Genomic DNA, 14,005 nt, shown 5'->3' on the forward strand with positions numbered 1-14,005 from the left:
ATACAAGAGTTCCTGATCCCATTTTCCGTCTTTAACAGGATTAAATTTTTTTAACTCAGACCAGTTTTGGTAATACATATTTTTTGTCTCCATTCAGGGGAATGTGCCGCATTAGGAATCGGGTGAGATCGCTCTTTCATACTGAACATTTTCCATATACTCTTCGATCGTTTCAACATCAAACCACATTCCGGCCTTATCCATCTCGAAAAGCTTTTCATACCCATATAATTGAATTAGAAAGTCCCAGCCTTTTTTGGTGATCAGGCCTTCTAAAATACCGCAGTAGCCGAATAACTCGATAACTTTATCCGGCTGTTCGAGATCGGCTGCTGTGTATTCAGTTCCTTTGGGCGGCGGATAAATATATAAGCCTAACATGTTTGGTACCCCCCTTAATTTCTGTTGCGATATGGCAGTTCTGGCTGTATTTGGCAAGGGATTCTTTTGGGGCAGGATCGGAGGAATGTGAGCCGGGAACTTATGAGTCAGGGAAGCGAATTCGGAGTGTTCCTAATTAGAGTGTCCCGCCCCAGAGTGTTCCGAATCTGAGTGTTCCGAATCCGAATGCTCCGAACCTGTGTGCTCCGAATCCGAATGCTCCGAACCTGTGTGCTCCGAATCCGAATGCTCCGAACCTGTGTGCTCCGAATCCGAGTGCTCCGATTCCGAATGCCTCGAATCCGCGTGTTCAGACCCGGAATATTTCGATCCGGACCCCGCCTTCCCGGATCCCTCGTAATCCGTTTGGTGCCGGCTTTTACAGTTGGAAATATGTTCCTTGATTTCATCGATAGAGCAATGGCTGTACTGGGTAATATCGGTTTCAGGTGCCGCCTCCTCCAGTTTCTGCAGGTAAATATATTTGCCTGCCGTCACTCCGCAGGAATGGGCGGCTTCCACCTCCTCAGAGGTCACAGCCCGGTATTCCGTATTTCCGTCTGGGCGCAGCGTGGTCACGGTAGTATCTGCCGTCTCTCGGATTTCCTCCAGGAGCCGGGACTGTCTGGCCTCATTGGCTGAGTAGACGGTGACTACCACGTTCTTATTTCCGGACAGATACGGTTCTCCGCTTTCGGACTGCAGCAATTCTTTTACCGCTTCCCCACACTCCATGCCGGTCAGCCGGACGCCCGAGAGCAGAGCTTCCCCATCTTCGTTGAGAGCCGAGGAAGAGGTTACACGGTCCAGGCGGTTGACGGTCAGTTCAATGGAAGGATTGACATCCACACTGATTAAAGCCGCCTGTGCATAATAATAGTGGTAACCGCCTCCGGTTACTATGAAGCACAGGCAGGCGGCGATGGCAGCGGCGGCTGTGAGAAAACGGCGGGATCGCTGTTTCGTCTTTACAGGGACGATATCCCCCTTTTTCCAGCCTTCTTTTGCCGGGAGTGAGACGAAATCTCCGCCATTTTTCATTATGACAGCTTCTTTTCCTGTTATTTCAATGATAATTCCCATCTTCAATCGGTATCACCTCCCTGTATTGTGGAAGAAATGCTCTGATTCCGGGATAATCTCCGGATAAGAGGATGATCAGAGTTACAATGTATTTCCGGTGCTTTTCTATAGTTTTTGGAGAAATAAAGAGAGCCGAGGCAAGCTGTGCCTGCGGGAGCTTTTTCTGTTCAAAAAACATGGCGTGAAATTCCGGATTTAAAAGTACGGCCGCAGCTAACTGGCGGCACGTGGCTTTTGCACGCGCCTGTTTGGGGCAAATACGAGGCAGATCCTTCCAGACGACGCCGTATACACCGATTGCCTCAGAAAGGCGGTCAATCTCCTCGCAGAGGGAGAGACGTTCCTGTTCCCTGTCGTAGGCCTCTAAGGAGGCTTTCCCTGCCGCGGCTTCCAGCTCGGCCGCATCGAAACCAGACGGCTGAATACTCTTCAAATACCGGTTCTGCCTGCGGATCTCATCATTGATCCGGTTATGAAAGCAGACCGAGAAAAATGAAATAAAGCTGCCCCTGTTCTCCGTGTACTGGCGGACGCAGCTGACAAAAGTCAGCATGGCGAGACTGAGCCGGTCTTCATAATCCAGAAGCGGAGATGCGGCCGCGCCGGCCTGCTTTTTTAAGAGAGGCAGATAGTCGCTTAAAAGCTGCTCAAGCTCTGCGGAATCGGACTGAGCTTTTTTTATGCGGTTTTCAATGTCATTCACGGTTCCACCTCCTGTTCCATGCCATTGTACAGCTTTTTCCAGGTTATGTAAATCAATAAAAATTTTTTCAGACCCTACATTTTGGAAGAGAGCCGTCGTATTCTTTAAACGAGAATAAAAAATGAAATGAGGATATGAATTTATGAAGAAAATAATAACCGGCATTCTTGTATCTGCTGTTGTATTGAGTATGGCGTTTCCGGCGCTGGCATCGACACGTGTCTGCGACCGGTATGAGTCGTGTGGCGTGGAAGGCTGTGAGACAGAGGCCTGCCATGAGCATGATGGAGTAATCTATCGTGGAACGTGCCAGAATGGAACCTGCTCGTATCACAGTGAGAACTGCGGACCGGGAAGCGGAAGCCAGCGGGGACACCACAGAAGCCATGGGAACCATGGAAGTCACGGCTGCCATTGAAAACCGGAGAAGTTAGTGAAAGGTAACAGGCTGGAAAAGAAATGGGCTGGAAAAGAAGCTGGCTGGAAAAGGAACTCAGGCGGAATCATTGATTCTTCCGGGTTTCTTTTTTATTACAGGAAAGTGCTTTCTAAGAAACAAAAAAACTTTGGACAGCACGTTACGGAGGCATCGGTATAAAATCCCGCGTCATCGGTGTAAAATAGGGATAGCGCCGGCGGAAATGGTGTGATAAGATTAAGAGGCAGAAATAAAATAAAACAGAAAAAAGGGATTGTTATGTTATACCAGATAATGGATGGGACGGTGAGCGCCGGCGGAGTGCCGATACTGTCCCATATTAATTTTGAAATACGGGGAACGGAAAAGATTGCAGTTGCCGGGAAGAACGGGGCGGGAAAGACGACTCTTTTAAGACTCTTAGCGGGCGAGATTTCTCTGGACCGGGACGATAAACGGAATGGGCCGGGAATCATGGCTTCCAGACGACTTACCGTAGGCATGATGAGGCAGCAGCCTTTCGGTGATACGTCATGCACGGTGGAGGAGGAACTCCTTAAGGGCTGCCCTGGAAGAGAGATCCCGGGTAAAAATGGAACAGGCCTAAGCGGTTCCGCAATTTTTTCAGAATGGGACCGGGAACGGTTCGACTATGAGCGGGAGTATGACATCCTGTTTACCGGTTTCGGATTCTCAAAAGAGGATAAGAAAAAGAAGCTGTCCGAATTTTCAGGAGGAGAGCAGACGAAGATTGCACTGATCCGGCTTTTGCTGGAAAAACCGGATATTCTGCTGCTCGATGAGCCGACGAATCATCTGGACTTAGAGACGGTGCAGTGGCTGGAGGAGTATTTAAGGCAGTATGACAAGGCAGTGGTGATGGTATCCCATGACCGCTTTTTTTTAGACCGGACGGCTGATGTGGTCTATGAAGTAGCGGGAGGGAAGCTTACCCGCTATGTGGGGAATTACTCCGCATACAGGGAGCAGAAACGAAAGCAGCTTAGCTTACAGAAAAAGGCGTATGAGAGCCAGCAGGAGGAACTGGAGCGGCTGAATTCCGTGGTGGAACGGTTTAAACACAAACCGACCAAGGCGTCGTTTGCAAGAGCGAAGAAGAAAGCTATGGAACGGATGAACCGGGTGGAGAAGCCGGAGGAAGATGATATCCATATCTTTACCGGGGAACTGACGCCGCTCATAATCGGCAGCAAATGGGTCTTTGAATCGGAACATTTAAAGATCGGTTATGACCGCGCCCTGCTGGAGATTACCATGAGAATCCGGCGGGGACAGAAGATCGGCATTTTGGGGCCAAATGGCTCCGGAAAGACGACCTTTTTAAAGACGGTTGCAGGTTTCCTTCCGCCGCTGGACGGGGAAATGTCCGTCGGAGTCAATATTACCATGGGATATTTTGACCAGCTTTCGGCCCAGGTGACTCTGAAAAACAGTGGCAGATCATTTTCGACTTATTTCCTCGCTGACGGAAAGAGGCGCGCAACGTCTGGGGGCTATGTTGGAGGGCGTGGCGCAGAGATCTGTATCCTCTCTCTCGGGAGGGGAGAAGGCGAGGCTGGTGCTTGCGGAAATGCAGAGCAGACCTAATTTCCTCGTTCTGGACGAGCCGACGAACCACATGGATATTCGGGCGGAGAGAAACACTGGAGGAAGGCGGTCTGGCAGCCCAGATGAAGGCAGAGGAACAGGCATTGATCGCCGGTATGAGGGCGGTTCCGAAGGCGGAGCGTCACAGACTTAAGGAAATATCCGCGGAGGATGCGTATATCGACTGGCGGCTTCGTCTGATATCCGAAAAAATGATTCCGGCCGGAGCGCAGGCAGGAGAACTGTACGCGGCGATGGAAGCGATGAAACAGGAGTGGCTGGTGTCGGAAGATTTCTGGTCCGGAAAGAGGTGGGAGAAGGAACCGGAATATACGGAGCTCTGCCGCCGGTATGAGGAAATGGCCGCTGTCTGGCATGAGCTCTGTCTGGAGTGGTACGCCGTCTGGTCCGGAGAGGAAAACGAGTAACAGTTCCGCCTTCGCTTCCGGCAGCAGACAGTCGGCCTGGCGAAGGCGGAACTGTTACGAAAGCGAAGAGAATTCTTAGCGAACCCTTATTTTTTTCTAAAAGCTGTTGTCCAGGGATTGCACAGCGTGCGGCGGGATGGTACAGTGTAGTGGAATGAATAGAAATGAGGGATAATATGGGTTGTCTTGGTAATTTACTTTGGTTTATATTCGGCGGTTTCATCAGTGGGCTGAGCTGGACGCTTACGGGCTGCCTCTGGTGTATTACGATTATCGGCATTCCGGTGGGGATGCAGTGCTTTAAATTTGCCGCGCTCAGCTTCTTTCCGTTTGGGAAAGAGGTCCGGTATGGCGGCGGCGCGGGATCCTTTCTTTTAAATTTAATCTGGCTCATTGTGTCGGGGCTGCCCTTAGCGATCGAGTCGGCCCTGATCGGAGTGGTGCTGTGCATCACGGTGATTGGAATTCCTTTTGGGCTTCAGCAGTTCAAACTGGCGAAGCTGGCTCTGATGCCGTTTGGAAGTGAGGTGTATTAAATATGGAGTTTCCGGGAAAGCGTCCGGGGAAAAAGAGTACAGCGCTGGAAAAGGAATGGGCCGCGCTTAAGAAGAGCGAGGCGCGTTTCGTGGAACGGCAGAAGGAAAAGGGGCCGTCGATCATCAATCAGAAGCTGGACCGGGTAGTCCCGGAGAAGTTAAAGGGAACGCTGGAGGCCGCGTTTTACAAGGCGTTTCAGCTGGTTTTCGAAAAAGGCGGAACGGTGATCAATAAGACGTACCGGAAGGAAGACGGGGAGTACAGGCAGAAGCTGAACGCTTATGCCGTCGGTCTGAAGGAAAACAGGAAGAATTTGAAGGCATTTTCGAAGCAGGCGGGGGTGTCTAAGACGAAGAATCTGCTGATTTCCGGAGTGGAGGGAATTGGCACAGGGGTCTTCGGAATCGGGATACCGGATATCCCCCTGTTTACAGGCGTGATTCTGAAGAGCCTTTATGAGATTGCCGTCAGTTACGGGTACGCTTACGAGTCTGAGCGGGAGCAGGAGTTTTTGCTGGAGATTATCAAGACTGCTTTGGAACGGGGCGGGGAACTGGCTGAGGATAACGAGCGGATTAACCGCTGGATCGAAGGAACCGGCGGACTGGAAGAGAAGAAGGTTCTGATGCGCAAGACGGCGGACCGGCTCTCGGAGGAACTTCTGTATATGAAGTTTGTACAGGGACTGCCTGTTGTGGGTGTCGCAGGAGGTTTGTCGGACTGCGTTTATCTAAAGAAAATTACGGATTATGCGGAACTTAAGTATCGAAGAAGATTTTTGTGGGAGCGGAATGCTGCCGGAGAAGGAGCCTGGAGCAGGGGATGAACCTGCCGGGCTCCTTTTTTGTTGTCCTGATTACAGTTCAACCGGTCCCGCTGTCTTCCCCTGATTTTGTCCGTCCTCAATCATCTGGAAAGAAAGCTGCTGAATTCCGTCGATCTTCCGGAACTGCTGGGGCGTGAAGCCTAAGTATTTTTTGAAGCAGATGGAGAAAAGGGAGGTGTCGGTAAAACCGCAGGCGTAGCTGATCTCCTTTATGGACTGGTTTGTCGTGGACAGCATGACCGTGGCCATACGGATTCTGTACTGGGTTAAGTATTCTTTGGGGCATATACCCACTTCTTTCTTAAACAGGCGGTAAAGATAAGTCCGGTCAACCCGGACCTGGTCGGCCAACCACTGGATAGTGAGCTTCTCAAAATAGTTGCTCCGGATCACGCCTACCGTGCGGCGGACAATCTCATTCTTATAGGCATTCTGTGTGTTGATGACCGGTCTGGAGAGATGGTAAAAAATGTTGTACAGCCGGGAGAGAAGGTAGTAATCGTTTTCATCACCGGACTGCATGTGGCGGATGATGTCGTCAATGGATTCAATCAGTTCCGGGGAATCGGGATAGGTCGCCACGGGACTATAGGCAAAACCGCAGCTTTCCGTAATCTGCGCCGCATCGCTTCCAACAAATGCGACCCACGCATATTCCCAGGGATCCTCCTCGTCCGCATAGTAAAATGTTGTCTCTCCGGGCCGGATTAAAAACATGTCCCTCTGTTTTAATACGTATTTTTTCTCATCAGCAAAGAAGACACCCTTTCCTTTTATAATGAAATGAATCAGATAATGGGCTCTCTTGGCGGGACCAAAGGAGTGGCTGCCCATACATTGTTCCCGGCCGGCAAAACCAAAGGAAAGGGATGAAGATTCCCCGGAAATATTCTTTCGAAAGATTTCTATCATATTTCTTTGCATAAGTCCCTCCTGAAAGACAACATTTTTTATATAAAATACAACAAAACATATTGTTTTTGATGAATCTTTATTATATTATAATATTAACAAAAATAAGTTTGCAAATCAATAAAAAATAAACAGAGTGCACTATAAACCGCGGTTTCTTTGTTTTAAAAGGCTACAGATGAGGTTGAAACTATTCATGAACCATATTAAAAATGTTGATTACAGGAGGAGAAGGAAATGAAGAAAAAGACACTGGCACTCGTAATGACAGCAGCAATGGCATTTTCTGCCCTGACCGGATGCGGATCGACCGGATCAGCGCCTGCCACGAAGGAAGAGACGACTACGGCTGCGGAGAAAAAGGAGACAGAGGCTGTGACGGAGGCGGCTTCAGAGAGTGAGAAGCCGGCGGAAAGGCCGGAGGTAAGAGTCCTCATTAAATGGTCGGAGAGCCAGATTTCCAACTGGCCCGTTCTTGTGGACGAGTACAACGCAGATGACAGCAATCCGGTAAAGATTAATCTGGAGTTTTACGGCTCAGAGGGCTATGACGACAAGGTGAAGGCGGAGCTGATGGGGGATAATCCACCGGAGATTGTACAGCTGATGAAGACGACCTTCAACGAATATTCCGCCAATGGACAGCTCATGGAACTGACCGGTTTCCTTGGAAAAGAGGGCTGGAATTACAACAAAGGCGCGCTTGCATGGGCAGGCCCGCTCAATAATCCGGAAAATGGCGTGTACGGAATCCCGGATTTTGCAAATACAAGCTGTATCTTTTATAACACGAAGCTGTTTGCGGAGCTGGGAATTGAAGAGCCTGCAAATCTCGAGGAACTTACAAATGCCGCGAAGACTTTAAATGACAATGGCTACAAAGCGATTGTGACCGGCGGCGGGAACTGGTGTGCACCAGATCTTCTGGCTAAGGTACAGGCTCAGCTTGTGGGTACGGACCTGCTGATCAAAGCCTATAATAACGAGGCGAAATACAACGATCCTTCCATGGTGGAAGCAATGACGATTGTCGATGAGATGGTTAAGAGCGGTGTAATTGATAAGTCCAGCGCCGACTATATTTCCGACGATGACGCGATTGCCGAGTTCGTTATGGGAAAGGCCGGCATGTACACGGCTCACACCGGCATGGCATCAGCTATCGATTCTTCGAAGGAAGACGATTTCGAGTACAATATCATCGAAAAGATGGATTTTGTTGAGAATCCAAAGACGAGTGTGTCGGTTACCTGGGGCAGCATGTGGTGTATCCCGGCAAACGTGAAGAATCAGGAGGCAGCCGAGGACGCACTGGCATTTTTATTTGGTGAAAAGGTTCAGAAGAGTGATGTAACAGAATTAGGAAAGATAGTCAATGTGGATGAATGGAACGCAGGTCTTACCCATCCGGCTCTCCTTACAGCGGCAGAGCAGTTAAAGGGCGCGGGAACCGCAGATTCCTTCTACCTTCTGGACATGGTGTCCTCCAAGGTACTGGATAATATGATCAAGGGCATCCAGGAGATGATTCAGGGAAATCAGACTCCGGCCGGTGTGCTGGATCATGTCCAGAAGATCTGGGAAGAGGAGCAGGCTCAGAAATAGCGTTTGTTTGTTTCAATCCACGTTCGGTAATTTCACAGAGTGCGGCCACACCTTTTAGAGATGTGTAGTTTGACTTCATGTCAGTGGGGGGATACCGATTTCTCTCCGCCCGCCACTGCCGTTAAACTTGTTTTGGCGATTTACCCTTCCGCCTATAGATGTGGGGGAATCTTCACTTTCCTAGTTAAATTGAGGGGCCGGATTAATACATCCGGCTCCTCTCTTAAAACCAGTACAACATATATTGCACTGGAAGGGTCGAGATAAGTGCCTTTGTAAACAGGTGTTTCTCTGCGATTACATAACGGTTTTCTTTCTCGCTTAACTTTAAAGATGGGTATATTATACATAATAATAGAGTGAAATGCAAGCGGATGTTTGAGCAATTGAAAATTATTAAAAAGGAGAAGGAGCTCACAAAGGAGTCAAGAGGGGCATAATTCCTCTCATGTCTAAAGCTGAGTTTTCAAGTACACTTTATGAAAGAGAGAAGGAACCGAAAATATTTTCTAATGTTTTCCCTTCCTGCGCTGGCCGTGTACACCGTGTTCTGGATATTTCCCGTATTTTTGGGATTCTATATCAGCTTTACCAACTGGAACGGCATCGTGAATCTGGCGGACGCGCAGTTTACGGGATTTAAGAATTATGTGAATCTGTTGTATGACAGTATCTTAAGAGTATCGGTTCTCAACAACATTAAATATGGAATCATCACCCTGATCGTCGTTCCGGTGGCCGCATTTGCCGTCGCCTATCTGGTTGAGAATTTCACGAGGAAAAAGTCCTTCTGGAGGACTGTAACATACCTGCCGGCTATGATACCGACGATTGTAACCGTGTTTCTCTGGAAGTGGATCTATAATCCGCAGTACGGTATTTTAAACGAGATATTAAAGGCGGTGGGACTGGGAGGGCTGGCCACAGGCTGGATTACCAATACGAAGACGGCCCTGTATGCGGTGACCTTTACCTCTCTCTGGAAGATGGTTCCGGTCTATTTCGTTCTGTTTCTTGCGGGTCTCCAGTCCGTGTCCATCGATCTGATCGAAGCCGCGGTGCTGGACGGAGCAGGCAGGTGGCAGGTGATCAGAAATGTCACCATCCCGTGTATGAAACGAATTATCACAATTGTCTATGTTTTAGTATTTATAGATATATTCAGAGTTTTTGACCTGATATACACAATGACAAAAGGAGGACCGGGGTATTATACCACGGAGATGATTCTTACGTATTCGTATAAAACTGTATTTACGAATTCCAACGCCGGATACGGGATGGCAATCATCTCAGCACTGACCCTGTTTGTGATCATCTGTTCCTTTATCCAGATGAAAATACAGAACAGGACTGCGGATTGAGAAGGGAGACGGACAGCATGAAGACAGTAAAAAAGTTATTTTTAGGTTTCGTACTTGCGATGATGGTATTCAGCGTCACGATGATCCCGATTATCTGGGTCTTCTTTTCTTCCTTTAAATCTAAAAAGGAATTGATGACAAAGCCCTGGAGCCTTCCGGAAAAGTTCCTGTTTTCCAATTACAGTGATGCGTGGCAGAAAGCGGATTTTGCCGTTCTCACGAAAAACAGCGTGACGATTACCGCTTTCTCTCTGTTATTGATGCTGGTTTTTGCGACGATGCTGGCTTTTGCCATTTCCCGGTATAAGGGAAATTTAAGTCAGGTGACCTTGATTTATCTTCTGGCAGGCCAAACGATTTCGGCTGGAATGATCATATTTCCCATCGTTATTGTCTTAAGAAAGCTGGGATTCGGCAGTTCCCACGCGGGACTGATTTTGACCTATGCGGCGGGCGGCCTGCCCTTCGCAGTCTTTGTCCTTCAGGGATTTTTTGCGGGAATCCCGTATGAACTTTACGAGGCGGGGGAGATAGATGGAGCGGGGGAATTTAAGATTTTCGTCAACATTGCCATTCCTCTGGCGAAACCGGCTCTGGCCACCGTGCTTCTCTATCAGTTTATGTGGGTGTGGAACGAGTTTGTGCTGGCGTTTACTATTGTGAGCAGGCCGGAAAAGAGGACAATTATCGCAGGGCTCTACTCGGTGGTAAACGGATATTTAAATACAGATTATGTGACGGCATTTGCCGGAGCCATGATCGTGTGTATTCCAATCATTATTATTTATCTGATTTTCCAGAAATATTTGATTCAGGGACTGATCGCGGGAGCGGTGAAAGGATGAGTGAGGCATGAAGGAGATTAGAATCGGAGCGGCTGCGTGGGGCTTTCGGGAGCTTACACTGCCGCAGCAGCTTGACTTGGCAAGACGCCTGGGGCTCGTTTCCCTGGAACTGGGAATCGCCAATTCGCCTGTGGATGTGCAGACAGACGCAGATGTACGTCTTCTCGAGCAGGTAAAGAAGGAGTATGAAGCATTTGGGATTTCTCTGGATACCGCAGCGACGGGCAATGACTTTACGCTTGAAGACGGGAACGCGGCAGCGGAGGATATCGGGAAGATTAAGACGGTAATCGATATCTGTTCCTTTTTAGGAGTGGAAACGCTGCGGATATTTGCTGGTTTTACACCTTACAGGGAAGTGGATGAGACGCGCTTTTCACGTATGATAGATGCGCTAAACACGGTAGCCCGGTATGGAAAGGAGCATGGAGTGATGACAGCCATGGAGACCCATGGGGGAGTGACGGCGTATCCGGACGGAGTGGTTCATTTCCATTCGGCAGCCACGGAGACCGGGTGTCTAAAGAGAATTCTACGGGAAACGGATAACAGCTTGAAATTCGTCTTCGATCCGGCCAATCTCTATGCCATTGCGGGATGCGACGTGGAAGAGACGGCGGAGCTTGTCGGCAGCCGCATCGCCTATGCCCATATCAAGGATTTTGTAAAGCTGCCGGGCGGTCACTTAAAACCTGGAGCCATCGGAGATGAGAAGAGAGACTGGAAGCGCATCATAGAAACGGTTCTGAAATGGACGGATACCCTGATGATCGAATATGAGGAACCACAGGACATAGAAGAAGGGACCAGGCGCAGCAAACAGTACCTGGAGACTATTTTGAAGGAGGTCTGGCTATGAGTACTATTTACGATTATAAGAAGACAAGGGCCGTCGTGATCGAGAGACCATATGAAGTCCGCTTAAGGGAGATTACTCTGACGGAGCCAAAAAAGGATGCCTATATCGCACGGACGTATTACAGCAGTATTTCCAGCGGAACGGATATGAAGACCTATAAGGGACTTCAGCATCCGGAACAGTGCTACTATCCGCTGGTGCCTGGTTATGAAACTGCCGGTGAGGTAGTCGCGGCAGGGGACGAGAGCGATGGAAGCCTGAAACCGGGAGACCGGGTTATGATTAACGAATGCCGGAAATACGGTGATGTCTGTGCCGCATGGGGCGGCGGCTCCGAATACACGGTAAAGGATTCCGATACCACGAATGACACATTTGACTATATGGTCAAGATTCCAGAAAACCTCTCCTATATTGACGGTGTGCTGGCTTATCTTCCATGTGTGGCCCTAAAGGGAATCCGTATGCTGAATCTGGAGGGCAGACAGACGATCGTGGTGAGCGGCGCAGGCATGGTGGGAATCAGCGCCATGCAGATTTTAAAGATCGTAAATCCGAATTTGAGAGTCATTGCCATTGAGCCGAATAAATTCAGGCGTGACATTGCGAAGAAGTATGTGGACCTTGTGGCCGATCCGTTTGAAGCGGAACTGGTGATCAGGAAGGCCACCGGAGGCGCCATGGCGGATCAGATCATCGAGTGCTCCGGCAATGCGGAGGTGCCAGGTATTCTCCATAAATATTTGAAGGACGGCGGCTGGGGAACCGACGATGCGCCGGGCCACATTCACTGGCAGGGGGATTATCCGGAGAAAATCATCATGGACAGCTATCACCGCTGGTTTACAAAGAACTGCACAATTTCCATGTCCTGTGCGCTGGCGCCCGGCTGTAAGGAGCAGATTCTTACCTGGATCAGCGAGGGGAAATTCGATACGAACGGCCTTCCGGTGGAGATCTGGCCGGTGTCGAAGTGTGCGGAGGCATTTGAATACAAGATGGCAAAGGGCGAGGATGTATTTAAAATAATCTTTGATTGGAGCAAATAATATGAGGCCTAAAGTTATTTTTCTTCCACATGCGAACATCCAGTATTCCCAGCTGAAAATGGAACGGCGGGAATGGGTCGTGAAAAACTGCTATGAAAAGCTGTTTGACCTGGTTCGAGACAATCAGTATAAAATAGGATTTGAGGCCAGCGGCAAGACGCTGGATGAAATAGAGAGGCTGGCTCCCGAGGTGATGGAAAAGCTGAAGGCGCTGATTCTGGACGGTCAGGTGGAGCCGGTGGCATCCCCGTATACACATCTGATGATGGGAAATGTGCCGCGTGAGGTGGCGGTACATACCTTGTTAAGGAGCCTGGACACATGGGAGCGTTATACGGGAATCCGCCCGAAGGTTGGCTGGAATCCGGAATGCAGCTGGAATGCACAGATTCCGGGCATCTATAAGGAGGTGGGAATCGAGACACTCATTATGGACGCCGATTCCTTCTTTCTCTCATTTCCCGAGATAAGAAAGGCCACCGGACTGTGCTATGACGTGCAGGGGCACAGCAATAAAAATCAGCTGTTTCTTATTGAGGAATATATAAAGGATAAGCCGGAGTATTTAAAGTATCTGACAAATCCCTCCATCTGTGACAACGGGATGAAGCTGATCTTCCGTTCCGATTGTATGGCAAATCTGCTGCTCTGGTATCTGATGGGGGCGACGGAGGGCGTGAGAAAAGAGGCGGTCCGCTATGAGGAGATTCAGTCCATGTTCTGCCGCTGGAATGCGCGTGCACAGGAGACAGGCTCCTTTATCATGCCGTATGCCGAGGATGCGGAATACATAGGAAGTTCGGCATACTTCTATGTCAAACAGTTTAATCAGGCCAGGTTCTTTGAGGAAGAAGGCGACAGCTTGAAACGGTTTAAGGAAATCATGGACCTGTCCATAGAAAGCGGATTTGTTCCGGCGACACCTTCGGAGGTGGTGGAATCCGCAGAGCTTCTGGAGAACCTGTCCATTTTGAAAATTGAAAATGGGGCTGCGTGGCACGGGGGAACGGCAAAGGCATGGCTGAATACGGATCAGGCGCTGCAGCTGGATCCGGTCTGCCGCATGATTCTGGAGGGGATCGAGGGGATCGCCGCCTATAAGCAGATCGACTGGCATGAGAATGAAGCGCTGGCTGAGGCCTTCCGGGCGGTTACCGAAGGGTGGGTGTCGGATGCAAGATGGCCGCCTGCTCCGACTTCTCCCGGCAGATTTAATGTGAGAGAGGCGCTGGAGGCATTGTACCGGGCAAATGACCGGGTGGCGGGGGCGATGGAGGAACTGGGAATCGCCGGGCTCCGTTCCCTGTATTCACCCGATATTATGAGTTCCCAGCTTGGTTTGATCGAGGAGAGGCTGATGGAGATGCGGTATTTTGAGGAAGAGTGA

General features: G+C 49.5%; 13 protein-coding genes and 1 pseudogene. 10 read left to right on the forward strand and 4 right to left on the reverse strand.

Annotation, left to right across the window (positions count from 1 at the left end; genetic code table 11):
- Positions 1 to 111: 111 nt before the first annotated feature.
- The 3 genes from ACLTD4_RS07725 to ACLTD4_RS07735 all read right to left on the reverse strand — a co-directional run bounded on the left by ACLTD4_RS07725 (position 112) and on the right by ACLTD4_RS07735 (position 2,167).
- Positions 112 to 381: a hypothetical protein gene (locus tag ACLTD4_RS07725; RefSeq protein WP_117620842.1), complete on the reverse strand. Its 270-nt coding sequence runs from the start codon at positions 379 to 381 to the stop codon at positions 112 to 114.
- 132 nt (positions 382 to 513) lie between these two features.
- Positions 514 to 1,464, reverse strand: a complete 951-nt coding sequence (locus ACLTD4_RS07730) for a hypothetical protein (RefSeq protein WP_243008261.1) — start codon at positions 1,462 to 1,464, stop codon at positions 514 to 516.
- Positions 1,448 to 2,167 carry a sigma factor gene (locus ACLTD4_RS07735; protein WP_117620840.1) on the reverse strand — a complete coding sequence of 240 codons (720 nt, stop codon included), beginning with the start codon at positions 2,165 to 2,167 and terminating at the stop codon, positions 1,448 to 1,450. Before ACLTD4_RS07735 ends, ACLTD4_RS07730 begins: the two co-directional genes overlap by 17 nt.
- A 142-nt stretch (positions 2,168 to 2,309) precedes the next feature.
- Here ACLTD4_RS07735 and ACLTD4_RS07740 point away from each other — a divergent pair, with 142 nt between their 5' ends.
- From ACLTD4_RS07740 to ACLTD4_RS07755, 4 genes and pseudogenes are all read left to right on the forward strand, one after another.
- The gene (locus ACLTD4_RS07740; RefSeq protein ID WP_117620839.1) at positions 2,310 to 2,585 is read left to right on the forward strand and encodes a hypothetical protein; all 276 of its coding nucleotides are present in this window, start codon (positions 2,310 to 2,312) and stop codon (positions 2,583 to 2,585) included.
- 279 nt (positions 2,586 to 2,864) lie between these two features.
- Positions 2,865 to 4,621, forward strand: a pseudogene (locus ACLTD4_RS07745) (ABC-F family ATP-binding cassette domain-containing protein).
- Between the two features lie 176 nt (positions 4,622 to 4,797).
- On the forward strand, positions 4,798 to 5,157 hold the full coding sequence (locus ACLTD4_RS07750; RefSeq protein WP_002600776.1) for a YccF domain-containing protein: 360 nt from the start codon (positions 4,798 to 4,800) through the stop codon (positions 5,155 to 5,157).
- 2 nt (positions 5,158 to 5,159) lie between these two features.
- Positions 5,160 to 5,984, forward strand: a complete 825-nt coding sequence (locus tag ACLTD4_RS07755) for an EcsC family protein (protein WP_117620838.1) — start codon at positions 5,160 to 5,162, stop codon at positions 5,982 to 5,984.
- 30 nt (positions 5,985 to 6,014) lie between these two features.
- On the opposite strand, the gene ACLTD4_RS07760 is transcribed toward ACLTD4_RS07755, so the two are convergent.
- Positions 6,015 to 6,908 carry an AraC family transcriptional regulator gene (locus tag ACLTD4_RS07760; RefSeq protein WP_117620837.1) on the reverse strand — a complete coding sequence of 298 codons (894 nt, stop codon included), beginning with the start codon at positions 6,906 to 6,908 and terminating at the stop codon, positions 6,015 to 6,017.
- A 225-nt stretch (positions 6,909 to 7,133) separates the two neighbouring features.
- Between ACLTD4_RS07760 and ACLTD4_RS07765 the strand changes: the two genes are divergently transcribed.
- From ACLTD4_RS07765 to ACLTD4_RS07790, 6 genes are all read left to right on the forward strand, one after another.
- Complete coding sequence (locus tag ACLTD4_RS07765) at positions 7,134 to 8,501, forward strand: ABC transporter substrate-binding protein (protein WP_055657283.1); 1,368 nt, start codon at positions 7,134 to 7,136, stop codon at positions 8,499 to 8,501.
- Positions 8,502 to 8,980: 479 nt separating this feature from the next.
- Positions 8,981 to 9,865 carry a carbohydrate ABC transporter permease gene (locus ACLTD4_RS07770; RefSeq protein WP_055657284.1) on the forward strand — a complete coding sequence of 295 codons (885 nt, stop codon included), beginning with the start codon at positions 8,981 to 8,983 and terminating at the stop codon, positions 9,863 to 9,865.
- A gap of 17 nt (positions 9,866 to 9,882) precedes the next feature.
- Positions 9,883 to 10,710 (forward strand): carbohydrate ABC transporter permease, encoded by an 828-nt coding sequence (locus ACLTD4_RS07775; protein ID WP_117620836.1) that lies wholly within the window; start codon positions 9,883 to 9,885, stop codon positions 10,708 to 10,710.
- A gap of 7 nt (positions 10,711 to 10,717) precedes the next feature.
- Positions 10,718 to 11,569 carry a sugar phosphate isomerase/epimerase family protein gene (locus ACLTD4_RS07780; protein WP_117620835.1) on the forward strand — a complete coding sequence of 284 codons (852 nt, stop codon included), beginning with the start codon at positions 10,718 to 10,720 and terminating at the stop codon, positions 11,567 to 11,569.
- Positions 11,566 to 12,618 carry a zinc-dependent alcohol dehydrogenase gene (locus tag ACLTD4_RS07785; RefSeq protein ID WP_002600769.1) on the forward strand — a complete coding sequence of 351 codons (1,053 nt, stop codon included), beginning with the start codon at positions 11,566 to 11,568 and terminating at the stop codon, positions 12,616 to 12,618. Before ACLTD4_RS07780 ends, ACLTD4_RS07785 begins: the two co-directional genes overlap by 4 nt.
- A 1-nt stretch (position 12,619) precedes the next feature.
- Complete coding sequence (locus tag ACLTD4_RS07790) at positions 12,620 to 14,005, forward strand: glycoside hydrolase family 57 (protein ID WP_117620834.1); 1,386 nt, start codon at positions 12,620 to 12,622, stop codon at positions 14,003 to 14,005.

It is taken from the genome of Hungatella sp., from assembly GCF_046966825.1.